Origin of the sequence: Nesterenkonia halophila, from assembly GCF_009467795.1 — a bacterium.
In the GTDB taxonomy this organism is placed as follows: domain Bacteria; phylum Actinomycetota; class Actinomycetes; order Actinomycetales; family Micrococcaceae; genus Nesterenkonia; species Nesterenkonia halobia.
This window is the reverse complement of the sequence record NZ_WIAX01000013.1, coordinates 213,979-233,609: the sequence shown is the minus strand read 5'-3', so window position 1 is coordinate 233,609 and position 19,631 is coordinate 213,979. Positions and strand designations below refer to the sequence as shown.

At 69.1% G+C, this 19,631-nt stretch carries 13 protein-coding genes; 10 read left to right on the top strand and 3 right to left on the bottom strand.

From position 1 onward, the window contains the following. Window positions 1-329 precede the first annotated feature (329 nt). The 3 genes from GCL72_RS07855 (at window position 330) to GCL72_RS07845 (ending at window position 5,683) form a co-directional block, all read left to right on the top strand. Window positions 330-3,365 carry a rhamnosyltransferase WsaF family glycosyltransferase gene (locus GCL72_RS07855; RefSeq protein ID WP_153144146.1) on the top strand — a complete coding sequence of 1,012 codons (3,036 nt, stop codon included), beginning with the start codon at window positions 330-332 and terminating at the stop codon, window positions 3,363-3,365. Between the two features lie 63 nt (window positions 3,366-3,428). Continuing rightward, a complete protein-coding gene (locus GCL72_RS07850) occupies window positions 3,429-4,649 on the top strand; it encodes a polysaccharide pyruvyl transferase family protein (RefSeq protein WP_153144145.1) in 1,221 nt (406 codons plus the stop codon). A 26-nt stretch (window positions 4,650-4,675) separates the two neighbouring features. Then, complete coding sequence (locus tag GCL72_RS07845) at window positions 4,676-5,683, top strand: hypothetical protein (RefSeq protein ID WP_153144144.1); 1,008 nt, start codon at window positions 4,676-4,678, stop codon at window positions 5,681-5,683. On the opposite strand, the gene GCL72_RS07840 is transcribed toward GCL72_RS07845, so the two are convergent. Then, complete coding sequence (locus tag GCL72_RS07840) at window positions 5,662-7,596, bottom strand: BNR-4 repeat-containing protein (RefSeq protein WP_170289591.1); 1,935 nt, start codon at window positions 7,594-7,596, stop codon at window positions 5,662-5,664. The two genes, GCL72_RS07845 and GCL72_RS07840, sit on opposite strands and share 22 nt — an antisense overlap. A 217-nt stretch (window positions 7,597-7,813) precedes the next feature. Here GCL72_RS07840 and GCL72_RS07835 point away from each other — a divergent pair, with 217 nt between their 5' ends. From GCL72_RS07835 to cysN, 5 genes are all read left to right on the top strand, one after another. Continuing rightward, the gene (locus GCL72_RS07835) at window positions 7,814-8,947 is read left to right on the top strand and encodes a CDP-glycerol glycerophosphotransferase family protein (protein WP_246161091.1); all 1,134 of its coding nucleotides are present in this window, start codon (window positions 7,814-7,816) and stop codon (window positions 8,945-8,947) included. Between the two features lie 87 nt (window positions 8,948-9,034). Continuing rightward, window positions 9,035-10,801 carry an SLC13 family permease gene (locus GCL72_RS07830; RefSeq protein WP_153144141.1) on the top strand — a complete coding sequence of 589 codons (1,767 nt, stop codon included), beginning with the start codon at window positions 9,035-9,037 and terminating at the stop codon, window positions 10,799-10,801. Window positions 10,802-10,867: 66 nt separating this feature from the next. Continuing rightward, complete coding sequence (gene cysQ, locus GCL72_RS07825; RefSeq protein WP_153144140.1) at window positions 10,868-11,716, top strand: 3'(2'),5'-bisphosphate nucleotidase CysQ; 849 nt, start codon at window positions 10,868-10,870, stop codon at window positions 11,714-11,716. Between the two features lie 10 nt (window positions 11,717-11,726). Then, window positions 11,727-12,662, top strand: coding sequence for a sulfate adenylyltransferase subunit CysD (cysD, locus tag GCL72_RS07820; RefSeq protein ID WP_153144139.1), 936 nt, complete (start codon window positions 11,727-11,729; stop codon window positions 12,660-12,662). Beyond that, window positions 12,663-14,579 (top strand): sulfate adenylyltransferase subunit CysN, encoded by a 1,917-nt coding sequence (gene cysN / locus GCL72_RS07815; RefSeq protein ID WP_153144138.1) that lies wholly within the window; start codon window positions 12,663-12,665, stop codon window positions 14,577-14,579. It begins immediately after the preceding gene. Between the two features lie 107 nt (window positions 14,580-14,686). On the opposite strand, the gene GCL72_RS07810 is transcribed toward cysN, so the two are convergent. Together GCL72_RS07810 and GCL72_RS07805 are read right to left on the bottom strand one after the other, a co-directional pair. Beyond that, entirely contained in the window at window positions 14,687-15,877 is a 1,191-nt protein-coding gene (locus tag GCL72_RS07810; RefSeq protein WP_153144137.1) for a glycerate kinase, read from the bottom strand. Between the two features lie 82 nt (window positions 15,878-15,959). Then, complete coding sequence (locus tag GCL72_RS07805) at window positions 15,960-17,111, bottom strand: mandelate racemase/muconate lactonizing enzyme family protein (protein WP_153144136.1); 1,152 nt, start codon at window positions 17,109-17,111, stop codon at window positions 15,960-15,962. 398 nt (window positions 17,112-17,509) lie between these two features. On the opposite strand from GCL72_RS07805, the gene GCL72_RS07800 reads away from it, so the two are divergent. Together GCL72_RS07800 and GCL72_RS07795 are read left to right on the top strand one after the other, a co-directional pair. Then, entirely contained in the window at window positions 17,510-18,439 is a 930-nt protein-coding gene (locus GCL72_RS07800; protein WP_153144135.1) for a carbohydrate ABC transporter permease, read from the top strand. A gap of 55 nt (window positions 18,440-18,494) precedes the next feature. After that, window positions 18,495-19,403 carry a carbohydrate ABC transporter permease gene (locus GCL72_RS07795; RefSeq protein WP_153144134.1) on the top strand — a complete coding sequence of 303 codons (909 nt, stop codon included), beginning with the start codon at window positions 18,495-18,497 and terminating at the stop codon, window positions 19,401-19,403. The last annotated feature ends 228 nt before the right edge of the window (window positions 19,404-19,631 follow it).

The window sequence follows — 19,631 nt, the reverse complement described above, 5'->3', positions numbered from 1 at the left end:
AATCGACCCGATGAACCGAGACCTGAGGACCTCGCGGAGGCGCGCCACCGGGTACCGGCGGGTAGGGCGCCGGGCGCAGGTAGACTGCGCCAGCGGCAGAACCTGTGCAGCGCGGCGCAGTCCATGTCGCCGCGTCTCGGAAGCCCGTCCGGGCGCGAGGGGAACACCCGGCGGCGACGTCCTGCACTCCGGGATCGGCATGTTCCGTCCGGCCCGGAGGGTCGTCGGAGGCTCCAGCGCCCGTCCTGTGCGACGCCCTCGGAACAGGTCTGCCCGCCCGCCGCTCGCAGCAACTCGTCCGACACCTCTGGATCAAGGGAGAACGACTGGTGAACACCCCGCACTTCGACAGTGACTTCTACACCTCCTGGTACGAGGACGCCCGCGGGCTGAACGCCGCCGAGGCGGAGGCGCACTGGAGGGAGAAGGGCGGAGCGGCCGAGCGGCATCCGACCTTCGAGTCGCTGGCCGAGTCGAAGAACGTGGACCCCGCCGACGTCCCGCCCACCTTCGACTGGCGGCAGTATCGCGACCTCAACGCGGACATCCCGCAGACCTGGGGACGTTGGCTGATCACGCTCCACCTGCTGACGCACGGGCTGGACGAGGACCGCCCCTATACGGCGCCGGCCACCGGCATCTCCAGCGGGGCCGGGGTCGACGAGATCGTCGAGCTGGATGCGGAGTGGTACGCCGAGGTCCACCGTCTGAGCGGCCCCGACGAGGCACGGAACCACTACAGCCGGGTGGGGCGGCAGAACCTGCTGGCCCCCAACCAGAACTTCTCCCCGATCGACTACTGGAAGCGCTTCGGCGATGTGGCGGCGAAGCGCGTCCACCCGGTGAAGCACTATCGCCAGTTCGGGCACCTCGAGGGCCGCGAGATCACCTCGCCGACGGCGGCGACGGAGCGTGGGCGCACGCTCCACAGCCGCGCGGCGCTGCACGCCGCGCGGCAGTTCTTCGACTTCGACGCGGTCCACTATCGGAATCGGCGGCCCGATCTCACGAAGGCGGGCGACGACTTCGACTTCGTGCTGCATTACCAGCTGAACGGGGAGCGCGAGGGCACGCAGCCGTCCCGCTTCTTCGACCCCGGCTACTATCGCGAGCGGTATGCGACCGAGCTCCAGGGCTGGGACGGCACGGCGCTCGCGCACTTCCTGTCCATCGGCATCCTCCTGGGGCATCTGCCGTCCCGGGAAGTCGCCGCCGGCATGCAGCGGGCCCGGCTGGCCTCCGCAGTGGCCTGGGTCGGCCACTGGACCGGGCAGGACTGGATCGACGTGCAGACACCCGCCGAGGTCCTGGAGTCCGAGGTCGATCTGGAGACCACCGAGGTGCTCTCCTCCGTCCGCGTCGGTCGCCGGCGGATCAACTGGGTCGTCCCCGCCTTCAGCAAGGGCGGAGGCGGTCACACCACCATGTTCCGTGCGGCGCGCACGCTGGCTCGCCTGGGCTGGGAGTCGGTGTTCTGGATCCCCGGAGAGAAGACCGTCTCGCAGATCGACGACCTCTACGCCGAGTTCATCGGGCATTTCCCGATCAGCCCGATCTCCTTCCGTCGGTTCGAGGACGGCTTCCATGAGGTGGCGGGCGAGGTCCTCGTGGCGAGCTCCTGGGACACGGCGTACTTGACCACGGAGAACAAGAACGCCAATGCGCGCCTGTACTTCGTGCAGGACCGCGAGTCGCTGTTCCTCCCCGCCGGCGCTGACGCTCTCCGGGCCGAGTGGACCTACCGCCTCGGGCTGGACTTCATCTGCGCCGGGCCGTGGCTCGAGCAGCTCGTCGAGCCCTACGGCGGCATGCACACGAGCTTCGAGCTGTGCGCGGAGCCGATGTTCTCCCAGCGCGACCTGCCGCTCGCCGAGCGCGACGTGCTCGCCGCGGTCTACGTCCGCGGCCACTCGGCGCGACGGGCCTCCGAGATGATGGCCGACGCCGCCAACAAGCTCGCCGAGCTGGGCCTGGGCGAGGTGGTCGTCTTCGGCGACGACCACCCGGCCTATCCGCTCGGCGACAAAGTGGTGAACGCCGGGGTCATCTCTCCGGCCGAGATGGCGGAGCTGTTCCAGAAGTCGCGATTCGGGCTCGTCGCATCGGCCACCAACTACTCGATCATGCCGGTGGAGCTCGCCGCGGCCGGCACCGTCGTCGTGCAGCCGGCGTCGGAGTCGACGCGGGAGACGACGGACGCCCGCGGCGCCCACTCCGTGGAGCCGTCCGCGGAGGGGATCGTCCGGTTCGTCGCCGAGCAGGCGCGTCGGCTGACGCAGGAGTCCTTCGACGAGCTCCGCGGGGCGTACCACAGCTTCGCGCGCTCGCTCTCCTGGGAGGGCGAGTTCGAGAAGATCGGCGCGTGGATGGAGGAGAACTTCCTGGTCGCCGAGGAGCAGCGCGAGCCGGCCCCGCGTCGACGGAGCGTCGGCGTGGTGATCCCGACCTATTACCCCGGGGAGGAATTCAGGGAGGTCGTCGAGGCGGTCCACGGCCAGCTGACGTCGTTCGACGTGGAGCTGCAGATCATCGACTCGCGGCTCGACGGCGAGGTCGCGCCGGTCGTGGCCGAGGTCGAGCGGCGCGGACTGGCGAAGGTCCACCCGATCGACGCCCGGACCTTCTCCCACGGTCCGGCGCGGACCGAGGCGGCTCGCCTGCTGGAGACGGACTACTACGCCTACATCACGCAGGATGCCATCCCGGCGCACGAGTACTGGCTCGAGTCGCTGATCGCACCCATCGCGATGCTGCCCAGCTGCGGCTACTCCTTCGGCAGCCACCGCGCCTACTCGGAGCACCATGAGCTGTACGACGTCGAGCTGAAGCAGCACTTCAACGGACTGCGCGGTCTGGGCTACGTGATGGAGCGCAAGGATGTCGCCGAGCGGTTCGACAACGACCCGTACTTCGTGGCGACCGTCTGCTTCAACAGCGACAACAACGCCGGATATCGCGGGGACCTGCTGCGCGAGCACGGCTTCCCGCCGGTGCCCTTCGCCGAGGACCAGGCGATCGCGCGGAAGTTGCTGACGATGGGCTACTCGCGTGCCTATGCGCCTTCGTCGCAGGTCATCCATTCGCATGACTACACGCAGGATCCGGAGCTGGCCTATAAGCGGGGCACGGAGGAGGCCGCGGCGCTCTACCAGAACTTCGGCCTCCTGCGGTTCCGGAATGCCAAGGAGGTCGTCCATGCGAAGCAGCACGAAGCCGAGCAGGCGACCCATGCGGCGGCCCGGAGCGGCCTGCGCGAGAGCGAGCTGGCGGCCTTCCTCGCCTCCAAGGAGCGGTACATCGACGGCGCCTGGGACGCGTCGAAGCGCTACATGGACGAGGCCTCGGGGCGGCCGAAGCTGGTCTAGGCGGGCCCGCCGATGATCGGCCAGTACAGTCAGACGACCGAGACCAGAGGCTAGGAAGTGACAATGCGTGTTGGATATTTCGTCTACGACGCGACGGGACTGCAGGACTACAACGGGGTGACCGACCGGGTCGGCCTCAGCTATGACGAGCTGATCCAGGTCACCAGCATCAATACCGGCAACCTCGCCTTCAAGTACGGGGCGCGGAAGCTCTTCGCCGACGAGGTCGTGTATCTCACCTATTCGTCGGATCCCGCGTGGGTGCGGGACAACGTCGACGTCATGGTGCTGCCCGAGGCGAATCTGGTGAATCCCCAGATCGACTACGGCCAGCAGGCCCATTTCGTCCGCAAGGTCGACAAGCCGGTCCTGCTCTGCGGAGTGGGCTCCCAGGCGAAGATGGACATGACGCCGTCCGACTTCCCCGAGATCCCCTCGGGCACGGTGACGTTCCTCCAGGAAGTGGCGGCGCGCACGCCCGCTATCCTCGTGCGGGGCGAGTTCACCAAGGAGGTCCTGTCCCGGTACGGGATCGACAACGTCGTGGCGCTCGGCTGCCCCTCGTACCTGATCAACGCCGATCCTGCGCTGTGGACCACCATCATCGAGAAGGGAAGCCGGAACTCGGTCCTGGACCGTCTCGCGATCACTGAGGGGATCTACGGCCAGTCGGCTCGGACGCCGATGCATGACAAGGTCGAGAAGCTCCTCTTCGAGTATGTGCGGTACCGGGGGGCCGACTACGTCGGGCAGATGCAGCCGGCGGTGCTGCAGTGGGGCCTCGGCTTCGACGAGCGGGTCAACCGACAGCAGCTCGCGCATCTGAACTCCTACATCGCCGGCATGGACGTCAAGAAGTTCGAGGAGCTGCTCCGTTCACGCGCGCAGGCCTTCTCCCGCGTCGACGAGTGGATCGCGTACATGGCCAAGTGCAGCGGCGTGGTCGGTTCCCGTATCCACGGGAACATGATGGGAATCCAGGCCTCCGTCCCCGCCATGCCTGTCGTCCACGACCTCCGCGTCAAGGAGCTGACCGAGACCATGGCCATCCCCTCGGCGTCCCTGCACCAGATGAACGAGGTGCGGCGCCTCGAGGATCTCAAGGATGTCTTCCAGACGGTCGTCTTCGACAGCGATCCGGCGGTCCTCGATGCGCGGAGGCGGAGCATCGCTGCGTCGTACCTCGATGTCGTGCGGGAGCTGGGGCTGAACCCGTCGGACCACCTGGCGGGGCTCGCAGCGACCGACGATGCCGAGTCCACCGTGTCCGTCGGCGAGGGATGAGCGCCCAGGTCGAACGAAGGAGAAGCGTGGTCAAACGACTGATCATCCACGGTGGGGCGGGAAAGTGCGGCAGCAGCGCCCTGCAGACCTGGCTGCCTCGTGCCGGGCTGATGCGTTCCGACCAGATCGGCGTCGGGCGTTATGCGGTCCTCCGCCGCAACGGTCTGGTGCTGGGCGAGTCACTGCGGAAACGGGCCGAGGACAGCCTCTCCGGGGCGAAGTCCTCCCCGATCTTCTCTAACCTCGGGACCTTCGGAGACTCGTTCCCCGAGCTGCTGCGGCGGCGTCTCGGGCAGTACTACGAGGACCACGATTTCCTCGTGATCTCGAACGAGTCGTACTTCCACACCAGCGAGGGCGCGCACCTGCTGCTGGGCTGCGTCCCGGACGACGTGCGCGTGGAGTTCGTCGCATGGGTGCGGTCCCCCGTCGATCTGGTCAACTCGGCCTGGTGGCAGTGGGGCGCCTGGTCCTCGTCGACGCTGTCGGACTACACCGGGAAGTTCCTGGACACCCAGATGCGGTGGGGAGAATTCGCCGAGAAGTACGCCGGCCTGGTCGACAGCGTCGACGTCGTCCCGCTGAGCGGAGACATCGTCGGCGACTTCTGCGACATCTACTCCATCCGGCAACGGGCCGAGCAGGTCGAGAGAGCGAACGCGAGCCTGCCCGGGGAGGTCCTGAGGCTGTACCAGCGGCATCCGGATCTGCGGCCGGAGCCCCATCGGCCGCGCTTCGACTTCATCCTCAGCAGGTCGTTGCCGGGCGGGAGGCCGCCCTGGGTGGTGCCCATGGATGAGGTCGAGCGGATCATCGACTTCATGGGCGAGCAGAGACCGCTCCTGGAGAAGCACGTGCGAGCGCCCTACATGGACCGCATCACGTCGGACCGGCGATGGACGGACCCGGAGGCCTTCCGTTCCAAGCCCGTCGAGGACTGGCGGCCGCAGGAGGCGGCGGACAGTGAGCTGGACGATCTCTGCTACCAGCTGGTGAAGGCTCTGGACGAGACCTATCGCGAGCGCGGCCTGTAGCGTCGACGACGGGAACGGGCCGGCCGACGACGTCGGACGGCCAGCGCGAGCAGGAGGAGGATGCCGCCGCCTGCCGCCGTCGGGACCCAGGTATTCCGAGCGCCGTCGACGTCGGCGGCGCCCGAGGCTTCGACTGCGGCCATCGTGCCCGGCACCGAGGCCACGACGGTGGCGCCGTCTCCCGCGCCGTTCCGATTCGTCGCCGTGACGCGCATGGTCAGGTCCTCCGGACCGTCCGCGCGCTCGGGATCGATCCGGGCGGCGGTGCTGTCGACGTGGTCGGCGCGTCGCCAGGTCATGCCGCCGTCCCGCGAGGTCTCGATGCGGTAGCCGGTGATGGGGGAGCCGCCGTCGTCCGTCGGGGCGCGCCAGGTGAGGCGGAGGCCCTGTGACGAGGGCTCCGCCTGCAGCTGCCGCGGCGGAGAGGCGGCGGTCTGCGGTTCCAGCGTGTAGACGCGCAGCGGCAGCGGAGACGGCGTCTGCTGGAACGGCCGGTCCCCGTTGCTGCCCCGGGACTGCCAGAACATGGCGCGCCTCTCGTCGTCGGCCGGCTCGACGACCTCCAGCACCCCATGATCGGCCGGGGGTGTGGTCTCCCGTCGCCGGGTGATCTCCGCGGGGTAGCCGTTCGACGGGATGGCCGTCTCCGCCACCGGCTTCAGCGAGCGGCCGTCCAGGATCAGGGAGCGGGCACGCTTCTCCGGGCCCGAGCACCGGAAGTCTGCCCGGATGCTCCCGTCGGACTGCGACTCGACGTCGCTCAGGTGCAATGGGGTCGAGAGGGTGCCCTCTCCCTCGAGGTCCATGCTGCCCGTCCAGCGCGTGAGCCTCTGCGTCTCCCATCCGTCGGCCGACGGACGGGCGCCGAACAGCTGATGGTCCCCGGCGTCGTCGAGCCGCGGATAGACGACCACCGGACGTCCGGAGGAGTCCTCGGCGACTCGCTCGGCCCCGTTGAGGAGACCGCCGTGCTCCGGAACGTCGTCCACCACCACGCCGGCGGCGTCCCGGCGGAGGGGGAGGTCCAGGGGCTTCCCCGAGGCGGTCTCCCAGTGCTCGAGGTCCGTGCTGCGCGCATAGGACAGGCGCGAGTTCGTCGCCGCGTCCGGGGTCCGGCGCCAGACCCAGGTCATCTCGTAGTAGCCGTCGCTGTTCGGCTCCTCGGTGATCCGGTGATAGGCGCTGTAGTCTTCACCGTCGCGCGATGATCCGCCGTCGAAGAGCGGACCGTCCACGAGGGAGGACCAGCTGCGCCGATCGGGATCGTAGACGCTGAAGAACTGGGTCCCGTCGCCGGCGCCGCCGTTCCGATGATCGAAGATCAGCGTGCCGTCGTCGGCGCGCCGGAAGGCCGGGTAGGTCACCTGATCCTCCCGGTCGGGCGAGACCATGGTCTCCACGCGCTCGAGCGAATCGAGGTCCCCCGGTGAGCTGGTGCGCCAGTAGCGCAGGTCGTCCAGGTGCATGTTCGCCGCGACGTGGAGATCTCCGGCGGAGTCGACCGCCAGGTCGATGCCGTTGTGACTGTCCCAGCCGACGACGGCGGCGGCGCCGGACAGTCGGCGGGTCTCCCACGGATGCCCCGGCGCCGGGCGGTAGCCGACGGTCAGGTGTCGGTCGGCGTCGTAATACCCCACATAGGTCGCCGGCCCGTCGACGACCATGTCCTGCGACACCTGATGGCCGGACCAGATGGAGGGATCCACGACTGAGCGGTCGGCCACCCTCCAGCGTTGTGACGAATCCGTGTCATAGGACGTGGCGTCCGACGAGGGGGTGCACACCAGCGGCTCCTCCCGGGCCTCCTCCGCCGGCGAGGGCGGGGCGGTCGCCCCGGTCTGCGGCAGGACGAGAGCGGGCGTGACCAGGACGGAGAGCAGCCACGGCATCGCCGAGGGGCGGGAGGGGCGCATAGAACCTCTCGGGGGCGGGAGGAGTGCGTGCCCAGTGTAGAGCCGTCCGGGCGGATGCTTCCGCATCGCCCGGACGAGTTCCCGGACTCCGCGCCGCTCACCGTGTCTGCAGGGTGCGTTAGGGTAGCCCCGGTATGTGCCAGCAGTGACGAGCCGACCGACTCATCATCCGACTGATGGGCGAGTGCTGCTCTGGGGGGATGGGACCGTGAACCGCATGATGCCGCACGCGCTGAGTGTGCTGGTATGGGGAGCGCGCGCCGTCTATTCCGGGCTGAAGCTGCTGCCCGTCCAGCGCAAGGTCGTGCTCATGACCCGGGACCTGAATCGGATGGAGGCGGACTTCGCCCTGCTCCGCGAGTCGCTCCGAGCCCGCCACCCGGACCATCGGATCGCCGTCCTGGAGCACAAGAAGTTCGCCTCCGGGTACGTCGTCGCGGCGCTGCGCGAGATGTATCACCTGGCCACCTGTCGGGCGATCCTCGTCGACGGCTACATCGTGCCGGTCAGCGTGCTCCGCCACCGGCGCGGCCTGCCGGTGGGGCAGCTCTGGCATGCGATGGGCGGTTTCAAGAACTTCGCGTACTTGACGGAGGGGACCGCCGACGGGCCGGATCCGAAGGTCGCCGAGGTGATGCGCATGCATGACAACTACACCTTCCTCTGCTCGTCCGGCCGTGTGCCGTCGGAAGTCTTCTCCCGGGCCTTCCGCGCGGCCCCTGAGACCATCCGTCCCTACGGGATGGCCCGTGTCGACTACCTGCTGGACGGCGAGCGGATGGACGCCGCCCGGGAGCGCGTCGTGCGGCGTCATCCGCGGCTGGCCGAGGGCCGCATCGTGCTCTATGCCCCCACATCTCGTCGGCTCGGCGGCATCCCCTATGGACAGCTGGCCGAGGCGTTCCGCGAGCAGGCCGACGGGCAGGACACGCTGGTGCTCCTGCGCCACCCGCATGACCGGTCCCGCGTCCCGGGAGGGGAGCAGACTGTCGACGGAGGGGGCATCGGCGTGCTCGACTGGCTCGCTGCGGCCGACGCGGTCATCACCGACTATTCCTCCATCGTCTACGAGGCCGCGCTGCGAGACATCCCGACGATCTTCTTCGCCTATGACCTCGAGGAGTTCCGCTCCGGCCGGGGCATTCCGCTGGACTATGAGGCCGAGGCGCCGGGGCCGATCGTGGTCACCGCCGAGGACGCCGTGCGGCACGCCGTGACGCCCCGCGAGCTGGACTACCGGTCGTGGCGCCGTCGTCATCTGGACAGCGTCGTCGCCGAGGACGGATCTCTGCCGGCCGAGCTCCCGGGGTGCGCGGACCGGATCGTCGGCGCCCTGCAGCTCGAACGGTGAGCGCCGCCGCGGGTCCGGCCCGGGAACGGCTGTGCCCGCTGGTAGCGTGATGCCGTTCTCACCGTGACCTGGAGGAATCGTCCCCCGATGTCGTTCGAAGCCGTTCTGGCCCTGTTGACGGTGGTCGGAGTCCTCGCCACGCTGGCCCTCACTCGGCTGGCCCCGGACGTGGTCCTCATGACCGCGGTGACGTTCCTCGTGGTCTCCGGCATCCTCTCGCCGCAGGACGCGCTGGCCGGTTTCAGCAACACCGGGGTGCTGACCATCGCGACGCTGTACATCGTCGCCGCCGGCCTCAAGGAGTCCGGCGCGATCCAATGGATGGCCCGTCGGATCCTCGGACATCCCACCGGCACGCGCGCCGCCCAGCTGCGGCTGCTCGGGCCGACGGCGGCGATGAGCGCCTTCATGAACAACACCGCCGTGGTCGCCATGTTCATCCCCGCCGTGCAGGAGTGGGCGGGCCGCCTCCGGATCGCTCCCTCGAAGCTGATGATCCCGCTGAGCTACGCGGGCATCGTCGGCGGCACCTGCACGCTCATCGGCACCAGCACCAACCTGGTGGTCGCCGGGATGCTGGACTCCCAGCAGGGCGTCCAGCTGGCCATGTTCGACATGACCTGGGTCGGCGTGCCGCTGGTCCTGGTGGGGGCGACCTACCTGTTCTTCTTCGCCAGCCGGCTGCTGCCGGACCGGCAGGGGGCGTTCGAGCAGCTGGAGGCCGCCCGCGAGTACGCCGTCGATGCCCTCGTCGAGCCGGGCGGCCCGCTGGTGGGCCGGACGATCACCGCCGCCGGGCTGCGTCACCTCAATCACGGCTATCTCGCCGAGGTCCACCGCGACGGCGAGGTGCTCACCGCGGTCTCGCCGGACACGACGCTGTACGAGGACGATGCTCTGGTCTTCATCGGAGCTCCTGACTGCGCGCATGAGCTCCGTCGGATCCAGGGCCTGGCCCCGGCGGAGGGGGACGTCCATAAACTCGACATCCGGCATTCGCGCCGGCGGATCGTCGAGGCCATCGTCGGCCCGGACTTCCCGGCACTGGGGCGCACGATCCGCGAGTCGCGCTTCCGTTCGCGCTATCAGGCCGTGGTGCTCTCGGTCTCCCGCGGCGGCGAGCGGCTCACCGGCAAGCTCGGCGACATCTCCTTCCAGGTCGGCGACACGCTGCTGATGGAGGCCGGCGACGACTTCGTCGGCCAGTACCGGCACCGCAAGGACTTCCTGCTGGTCAGCGCGTTGAACGATGCGGCCCCGCCGAACTTCCGGAAGGCGCCGCTGGCGCTGAGCATCCTCGCGGCGATGGTCGCCGCCAGCGCCACGGGCCTGGTCTCCATCCTCGAGGCCGCGCTGATGGCGGCCCTGCTGCTGCTGGCCACCCGCTGCGTGCCCATCGGCAAGGCCCGGCGCGCGATCGACCTGACCGTCCTCATCGTCATCGCCGCCGCCTTCGCCCTGGGGGCGGCCATGACGCAGACCGGCGCCGCGCAGCAGATCGCCGAATGGCTGCTGCTCGCGGATGCGGGATCGCCGTGGCTGGCGCTGCTCATCGTCTATGCCCTGACGGTCATCTTCACCGAGATGATCACCAACAACGCCGCGGCCGTGCTCATGTTCCCCATCGCCGTCGCCGTGGCCGAGCAGCTCGACGTCAGCTCCATGCCCTTCGTCATCGCCATCATGTTCGCCGCCTCGGCCAGCTTCATGACGCCGCTGGGATACCAGACGAACCTCATGGTGCTGGGACCCGGCGGGTACCGGTTCACCGACTATGTCCGGATCGGCGCCCCGATGAGCCTGCTCACAGGTATCGTGGTCGTCGGCCTGGTGCCGATGGTCTGGTCGTTCTGACCGCTCGCCACCATCCACGACGATGTCTGGCCGCCCCTGTCCGACCACATTGGAGGATCCGACTGCATGTCGTTCATCGACGACGCGACCCGCCGCCGCCTGATCGCAGGCGTGCACGAGGCCGGGCGTCGCGTCCTGGAGATCTATGAGAAGGACGTCGACGTCGAGTACAAGGACGACGCCTCTCCGCTCACCCAGGCCGACATGGCCGCCCACCGGGCGCTGACCGCGCTGGTGGAGGAGGTGACCCCGGACGTGCCGGTCCTCTCCGAGGAATCGGGCGACGTCCCGTGGGAGGAGCGCCGCGGCTGGTCGCGCTACTGGCTGATCGACCCGCTGGACGGGACCAAGGAGTTCATCAAGAAGAACGGCGAGTTCACGCTCAACGTCGCGCTCGTCGAGGACGGCGAGCCGATCTTCGGCATCGTCCACGCCCCGGTGCTCTCCCAGACCTGGATCGGCCAGGCCGGGACCGGCTCCGTGCGGCTCGACGGCGACGAGGACGCCGCGCCGACCTCCATCGCCGTGCGGCCGCTGCCCGGCCCCGGCGACGGCCCCTGGAAGATCGTGGGGTCGCGCTCGCACGGCTCGGAGGAGTTCGAAGCCTTCGTGGCTCAGCTGCCCGAGCACGAGCGCGTTTCGATGGGGTCCTCGCTGAAGCTCTGCCTGGTGGCCGAGGGCGAGGCGGACCTCTACCCGCGGCTGGCGCCGACCTCGGAGTGGGACACGGCCGCGGCGCAGGCGGTGGTCACCGCCGCCGGCGGCGAGGTGCTCCGCGCGGACACGCTGGAGCCGCTGCGCTGCAACCAGCAGGAGTCGGTGCTCAACCCGAGCTTCATCGTCGCCTCGGCGCGGGACCGGGTCTGGGAGGACGCGCTCGTCAGTACACTGAGCATCGCACCGGAGAACAGCTAAGGTAGGGAAAATGACAGCGACCACCGCAGAGACGCCGGTCACGCCCGAGCGCCGGACGCATCTGAAGCAGCTCGAAGCCGAATCCATCCACATCATCCGTGAGGTGGCGGCGGAGTTCGCCAACCCGGTGATGCTCTACAGCATCGGCAAGGACTCCTCGGTGATGCTGCATCTGGCGAGGAAGGCGTTCTACCCGGGGCCCCCGCCCTTCCCGCTGATGCACATCGACACCACCTGGAAGTTCCGGGAGATGATCGAGTTCCGCGACCGGATGGCCGCCGAAGTGGGGATGGAGCTCATCACCCACACCAACGAGGAGGGGCGCCAGGCCGGCATCAACCCCTTCGACCACGGCTCGGCCAAGTACACCGACATCATGAAGACTCAGGCGCTGAAGCAGGCGCTGTCGCTGCACGGCTTCGACGCCGCCTTCGGCGGCGCGCGTCGCGACGAGGAGGCCTCGCGGGCCAAGGAGCGGGTCTTCTCCTTCCGGGACAAGTACCACCGCTGGGATCCGAAGAGCCAGCGCCCCGAGCTGTGGAACATCTACAACTCCAAGCTCACCAAGGGCGAGTCGATCCGGGCGTTCCCGCTGAGCAACTGGACCGAGCTCGACATCTGGCAGTACATCTACCTCGAGGACATCCCGATCGTGCCGCTGTACTACTCGGCGCCGCGGCCGATCGTGGAGCGCGACGGCATCGACATCATGGTCGACGACGAGCGCATGCCGCTGGAGCCGGGCGAGGAGCCCGAGGAGAAGTGGGTGCGGTTCCGCACGCTGGGCTGCTATCCGCTGACCGGTGCGGTGGAGTCCCACGCGCAGACGCTGCCGGAGATCATCCAGGAGATGCTGCTGACCACCACCTCCGAGCGGTCGGGGCGCGCCATCGACCACGACCAGGCCGGTTCGATGGAGAAGAAGAAGCGAGAGGGTTATTTCTAAATGTCGCACCAGTCCCCACTGATCGCCGAGGACATCGAGGCCTACCTCGCCGAGCATGAGAACAAGGACCTCCTGCGGTTCATCACCTGTGGCAGCGTCGACGACGGCAAGTCCACGCTCATCGGTCGGCTGCTGCACGACTCGCAGATGATCTACGAGGACCAGCTCGCCGCCGTCACCGCCGCGTCGAAGAACTCGGGAACCCAGGGTGACCGGGTCGACCTGGCGTTGCTCGTCGACGGGTTGCAGTCGGAGCGCGAGCAGGGCATCACCATCGATGTCGCCTACCGCTACTTCTCCACCGACAAGCGCAAGTTCATCATCGCCGACACCCCCGGGCACGAGCAGTACACCCGGAACATGGCCACCGGCGCCTCGACCGCCTCGCTGGCGGTCATCCTGGTGGACGCCCGGCACGGCGTGGTCACCCAGACCCGCCGCCACAGCTACATCTGCGATCTGCTGGGCATCGACCACCTGGTCGTCGCGGTGAACAAGATGGACCTGATGGACTACTCCCAGGAGCGCTTCGACCAGATCGTCTCCGACTACCGGGAGTTCGCCACCAACCTGCACGCGCAGGACATCACCTTCGTGCCCATCTCGGCGCTGGAGGGCGACAACGTCGTCAACCCGAGCGAGAACACTCCGTGGTTCGAGGGCACCCCGCTGCTGAAGCACCTCGAGACTGTGGAGGTCGTCCACGACCAGAACCTTGAGGACCTGCGGCTGCCGGTGCAGTACGTCAACCGGCCGAACCTCGACTTCCGCGGCTACACCGGGACGCTGACCTCCGGCATCCTGAAGCCCGGCCAGCAGGTCAAGACCGCGCCGTCGGGCAAGATCTCTACAGTGGACCGGGTGGTCACCTGGGACGGCGACCTCGAGGCCGCATTCCCCGGCGACGCCGTCACGGTCACGCTGACCGACGAGATCGACATCTCCCGCGGCGACTGGCTGGTGGCGGCCGAGGACGACGTCGCGTCGTCGAACACCTTCGCCGCCGACATCGTGTGGATGCACGAGAACACGATGCAGCCGGGGAAGCTCTACGACTTCAAGCTGGCCACCCAGGAGATCTCCGGGACGGTGGAGTCCATCGAGTACCAGGTGGACGTCAACACGCTGGACCACCAGGACGCCGAGGCGATGGAGCTCAACGCCATCGCTCGGTGCCAGGTGGAGCTCACCGGCGAGGTCCCGATGGACATGTATCGCGGCAACCCGGGCACCGGCAGCTTCATCATCATCGACCGGCTGACCAACGTCACCGTCGGCGCCGGCATGATCCGCGAGGTCGTCTCTCAGGACTCGCCGTACGAGTACCGGCAGCACGAGTCCAAGGCCCAGGTGGTCTGGCATCGCACAGCCGTCACGCGGCAGATGCGCGAACAGACCAACGGTCACGGCGGCCGCTGCATCTGGTTCACCGGCCTCTCCGGATCCGGCAAGTCCACGCTGGCCAACGCGCTGGAGGTCGAGCTGCAGCGGCGCGGGTACCGCACGATGATCCTGGACGGCGACAATGTGCGCCAGGGGCTGTGCAAGGACCTGGGCATGGCCGAGGCCGACCGCGAGGAGAACATCCGCCGCGTGGCCGAGGTCGCCCGGCTGTTCGCCGAGGCCGGCGTCATCGTGATGACCGCCTTCGTCTCGCCGTACCGCCGGGACCGCGACGCCGCCCGCGAGCTCTTCGACGACGGCGACTTCGTCGAGGTCTTCGTCGACACCCCGCTGGAGGTCTGCGAACGGCGTGACCCGAAGGGTCTCTATAAGCAGGCCCGCGAGGGGAACCTGCAGAACTTCACCGGGATCAGCGCCCCCTACGAGGCGCCGCGGCGCGCGGACATCACCCTCGACACCAGCGAGCAGAGCCAGGATGCTCTGGTGGAGGAGCTGATCGCTCAGCTCACCTGAGCAGCTCGCTGACGAGGACGACAGGTCGGGCCCTTCCCCGACGGACAGTGCCCGGCTGTCCGCCGGGGAAGGGCCCGATGTGCGGGCGGCGGCGGTGAGCCGGCTGCTCAGTCGCGCGGCCGATGCCCCAGCAGCGCGCAGGCCTGGGCGGCCGTCTGCTCGATGAGCTCCGGAGCCCGCTCCTGCAGCTGCTCCAGGCTCGCCGCCGCCGGGGCGATCGACAGCGCCGCGGTCAGCCCCGCCGCGCGGCACTCGGCGGCGGTGAGCCCCACCGCCCCGGCCACCACGACGACGGCCGCCCCCTCCGGGGCGTGATCGCGCACGGCGGCGACCACCTTGCCTCCCAGCGACTGCGAGTCCAGCGACCCCTCGCCGGTGAGCACGACGTCGGCGCCGGCCAGCGTGCCGGAGAGGTCCAGCGCCTCGGCGACCATCTGCGAGCCCGGCACCACCTCGGCGTCGAGCAGCGCGGCCAGCGAGACCGGGACCCCGCCGGCGGCCCCGAGCCCGGGACGCTCGCGCAGTTCGGCGGCGTCGGCCCCTGCGGTCTCTGCGAGGACCTCGGCCAGCCGCTCCAACCCGGCGTCGAGCGCGACGACGTCGTCGGCGTCCGCGCCCTTCTGCGGGCCGAAGACCGCCGCCGCGCCGCGCTCGCCGACCAGCGGGTTGTCCACGTCGACGGCCAGTCGCCAGCGCACCTGCCGCGCCCGCGGATGAAGCCCAGCCGTCTCGATCCGGGCGATGTCGGCCAGGCCCTGCCCGCCGTCGGCGACTTCGGCGCCGTCGGCGTCGAGGAACTGCACCCCCAGCGCGCGCAGCAGGCCGGTGCCGCCGTCGGTGGTCGCCGAGCCGCCCAGGCAGACCAGGATCTCCTCGGCGCCGGAGTCGAGCAGGTGCTCGGCCAGCATCCCGACCCCGCGGGTGTCGGCGCGCCGCGGCTGCGCGGCGACGTCGGAGACCTGCGGCAGGCCGTTGCCCTGGGCGGCCTCCAGCACCGCGGTGCGACCGTCGGCCGAGCGCCCCGTCAGTCCGGTGGCCGCGCGGCCGAGCGCGTCGACGACGTCCACCTCCTCGGCCTGCTGACCCCAGGCGTCCAGCAGCGCCTCCAGCGTGCCCTCGCCGCCGTCGGCGAAGGGCAGGGTGACGACCTCGGCGCCGGCGAAGACCTGCTCGACTCCGCGGGCCAGGGCGGCGGCAGCCTCGGCGGCGGACGCCGAACCCTTGAAGCTGTCGGGGACGCAGGCGATGCGGAGCCCGCGGCCGTGCGGAGTGCGCGTGGAGTGCGTGACCTCAGTCATGGACAGCACTCTATGCGAGTCGGCGCCGTCGTCGCAGGTCGAGGGAGCGGTCAGCCCGCGCGCCGCCCCTCTGCCGCGATGCTCACGCGATGACGCTCGAGGCCAGCAGATGATCCTGCAGGACCTGCTCGTCGGGGACGAAGCCCAGCCCCGGGGTCTCGTCCAGGGTGATCGACGGGCCCGCGCCGTGCAGGGCGTGCAGCGTCTGCGGCCACTGCAGGAAGGGGACCTCCAGCTGCGCGTCCGGCAGCAGTCCGGCGAGGAGCTGGGCGGTGGCGTTCAGCGCCGGACCGCAGTAGAAGGCGTGGGGGACGACGTCGACGCCGAGCTCGGCGCCGGCGGCGATGACCTCGCGCATCGCCGAGATCCCGCCGATCTTGCCGACCGACGGCTGGGCGACCTCCACGGCTCCGGCGCGCATCTGCTCGATCATCCCGGCCGCTCCGGAGGCGTTCTCGCCGGCGGAGATGCGCCGATGGCGGGCATTGAGCCGGGCCATGGCCGCGGCGTCGTCGGGCGGGAAGATCGGCTCCTCGAGCCAGCGCAGATCGTACGGGGCCAGGGCGCGCAGCGCCGCGTCGGCTCCGGCCTCGTCCCAGCGGCAGTTCACGTCGGTCATCAGCACCGCCTCGGCCCCGGCCTGCTCGCGGGCGGCGCCGATGGCCTGCGGCGTGGACTCGTGCAGCTTGAAGGCCCGGTAGCCGGCCCGCTGGGCGCGGCCGACGTGGTGGGCGACTTCCGCGGGGTCCTCCCCGTAGTGGACCAGCGAGGCATAGCAGCCGACGGCGTCGCCGGCCTGCGGGTTCAGCAGCCGACGCAGCGGGACGCCGGCGCGCTGCGCGGCGAGGTCCCAGAGTGCGGTGTCGACCGCCGAGACCGCATAGTGCACCGGGCCGGTGCGGCCGAAGGCGTGGAACGCGTATTCCGAGTCCGCGCGGACCGCCTCCGGAGCGGCGGGGCGGCCGAGCAGGAACGGGGCGACCAGATGCTCCAGAGCCGCCCAGGAGACCGGGTTGACCCGATGGCCGAAGGCCTCGCCCCAGCCGATCGCCCCGGAGGCGTCGGTGATGCGGACCATCAGCGTCTCCATGCGGGTGAAGGACTGCGACGAGGCGTTGTACTCGTCGACGGTCTCCTCGCCCTGGACGCGGCGTCCGGCGCTGAAGGGCATCGCCGCGCGCAGCAGCTCGACCCGCGTCACGGCGGGGATGGCGTGGTCCGCGACGTGGTGCATCGGTGGGGCTCCTCGCAGTCGGGATCGATGGCCTCGACTCTAGTGCCGCCCTGTGATGCCGTCCACGCCATCTAGAGAATGGAATGATCCACCAACGGCATCGTGGAGTGGTGTTCAAAACGATTCAACGCGCGATCCCCGCGATCACGCGGATGCGCGGCCCTTGCCTCGCCCGCGGGGGTGCGGCAGGCCGCCCGGATCGCCGCGCGCGGGGCGATCCGGGCGTCGGGATGTGCTTGACCTCACACTGCGGTCCAGCTTACCGTCGACTCAGAGACGGTTGGAAAGCGATTGCCAACCGCGGGAATTCGACCCGAGACCACGGAGGAGGGGGCCATGCTGTCCCACCACGACCGCTCGCAGGCGCCTCGGCGCGTCGGGGCCGGGGAGGTGGCGCCATGAGCGTCGTCGCCGAACTCAATCAGCTCAAGAAGACGGGCAAGGGCGGCAAGCGTCGGCATAAGGAGAACAAGGCCGGCCATCTGTTCCTGCTGCCCTGGACGCTGGGCCTCTTCGGGATCACGCTGTTCCCGATGATGGCCTCGCTGTACCTGGCCTTCACCGACTACAACCTGCTCCAGCCGCCGGAGTGGGCCGGGTTGGAGAACATCACCCGGATGATCGGCGACGAGCGGCTGCACAAGTCGATCGAGGTGACCTTCACCTACGTCTTCGTCGGCGTGCCGCTGCAGCTGGCGGTCTCGCTGGCGGTGGCCATGCTGCTCGACCGCGGCATGCGCGGTCTGGCCTTCTACCGCTCGGTCTTCTACCTGCCGTCGATGCTCGGCTCCTCGGTCGCCATCGCGGTGCTGTGGCGCCAGATCTTCGGCCACGGCGGTCTGATCAACCAGATCCTGGGCAACTTCGGCATCGAGGGGCAGGGCTGGGTGTCCAGCCCGGACACCGCGCTGAGCACGCTGATCATCCTGCACGTCTGGACGTTCGGCGCGCCGATGGTCATCTTCCTGGCCGGGCTGCGGCAGATCCCGGAGATGTTCTACGAAGCCGCCAGCATCGACGGCGCCAGCCGATTCAAGCAGTTCTTCACCATCACGATCCCGCTGCTGACCCCGATCATCTTCTTCAACCTGGTCCTGCAGCTCATCGGCGCCTTCCAGAACTTCACGCAGGCCTACGTGGTCTCCAACGGCACCGGCGGCCCGGCGGACTCCACGCTGTTCTTCACGCTGTATCTGTACCAGCAGGGCTTCAAGGGCTTCGACATGGGCTACGCCTCCGCGATGGCCTGGGTCCTGGTGCTGATCATCGCCTCGCTCACCGCCATCAACTTCTGGCTGTCCAAGTATTGGGTGCACTACGATGACTGATTCTCTGCAGACCACTTCGGCCCCCTCCGGCGGCGCTCGGCGCCGCGAGGAGGACATGAGCGCCAACACCGCCGCGCTCGCCCAGTCCACCGGCGCCGGCGAGGACCGCTCGCCGATGAAGTCGACGACGGCCGCCGGCCGTGCGACCCGCTCGATCATCAAGCACGTGCTGCTGGTGGTCGCCTCGCTGGGGATGATCTATCCGCTGCTGTGGATGCTGGTCTCCTCGCTGCGTCCCGACGAGCTGATCTTCCGCGAGTCCGGCCTGCTGCTGACCTCGCTGGAGTTCGGCAACTACGTCGAGGGCTGGAACGCGCTGAGCCACCCGTTCAGCCACTTCCTGTGGAACTCGGCGGTGGTCGTCTTCGGTTCCATCCTGGCGAACCTGATCTCCTGCTCGATGGCGGCCTACGCCTTCGCCCGACTGGACTTCCGGTTCAAGAAGCCGATGTTCGCGCTGATGCTGCTGACCATCATGCTGCCGGTGCACGTGGTGATCATCCCGCAGTACATCCTGTTCTCGAACCTCGGCTGGGTGAACACCTTCCTGCCGCTGATCGTGCCGAAGATCCTGGCCACCGACGCGTTCTTCGTCTTCCTGATGGTGCAGTTCATCCGCGGCATCCCGAAGGACCTGGACGAGGCGGCCCGCATCGACGGTGCCGGCCACATCCGGATCTTCATCCAGGTCATCCTGCCGCTGATGGTCCCGGCGCTGGCGACGACGGCGATCTTCACGTTCATGTGGACGTGGAACGACTTCTTCAGCCAGCTGATCTTCCTGACCTCGCCGGACGTGTACACCGTGCCGCTGGCCCTGCAGTCCTTCCTGGACTCGACCGGCGAGTCCAACTGGGGCGCGATGTTCGCGATGTCGATCGTCTCGATCCTGCCGCTGTTCCTGATCTTCCTGTTCGGCCAGCGGTTCCTCATCAAGGGCATGGCCACCACCGGCATCAAGTGATCCGCATCCGGTGATCCGCGGCCAGCGCGCCCGCAGCACCGACGACGACGGCGTCCCGCACCCGCTCCGGCGGGCGGGGCGCCGTCGTCGCCGTGGAGCGGCGGAGATGCCCTCGGGTCACTGAACGATATGCGCAACGCATCAGAAGAGCTCTTCTCATTCCCCATAGTCACCAGCAGACTGCTGGAGGGGCCCTGCGTCCCGCCCCGTCCCATTCGCACTCCGAAG

Excerpts from the sequence above, each read along its gene's own strand:
- GCL72_RS07850 (WP_153144145.1), top strand. The coding sequence starts at position 3,429 with ATGCGTGTTGGATATTTCGTCTACGACGCGACGGGACTGCAGGACTAC.
- GCL72_RS07840 (WP_170289591.1), bottom strand. The coding sequence starts at position 7,596 with ATGCGCCCCTCCCGCCCCTCGGCGATGCCGTGGCTGCTCTCCGTCCTG.
- GCL72_RS07835 (WP_246161091.1), top strand. The coding sequence starts at position 7,814 with ATGATGCCGCACGCGCTGAGTGTGCTGGTATGGGGAGCGCGCGCCGTC.
- GCL72_RS07830 (WP_153144141.1), top strand. The coding sequence starts at position 9,035 with ATGTCGTTCGAAGCCGTTCTGGCCCTGTTGACGGTGGTCGGAGTCCTC.
- cysQ (WP_153144140.1), top strand. The coding sequence starts at position 10,868 with ATGTCGTTCATCGACGACGCGACCCGCCGCCGCCTGATCGCAGGCGTG.
- cysD (WP_153144139.1), top strand. The coding sequence starts at position 11,727 with ATGACAGCGACCACCGCAGAGACGCCGGTCACGCCCGAGCGCCGGACG.
- cysN (WP_153144138.1), top strand. The coding sequence starts at position 12,663 with ATGTCGCACCAGTCCCCACTGATCGCCGAGGACATCGAGGCCTACCTC.
- GCL72_RS07810 (WP_153144137.1), bottom strand. The coding sequence starts at position 15,877 with ATGACTGAGGTCACGCACTCCACGCGCACTCCGCACGGCCGCGGGCTC.
- GCL72_RS07805 (WP_153144136.1), bottom strand. The coding sequence starts at position 17,111 with ATGCACCACGTCGCGGACCACGCCATCCCCGCCGTGACGCGGGTCGAG.
- GCL72_RS07800 (WP_153144135.1), top strand. The coding sequence starts at position 17,510 with ATGAGCGTCGTCGCCGAACTCAATCAGCTCAAGAAGACGGGCAAGGGC.
- GCL72_RS07795 (WP_153144134.1), top strand. The coding sequence starts at position 18,495 with ATGAGCGCCAACACCGCCGCGCTCGCCCAGTCCACCGGCGCCGGCGAG.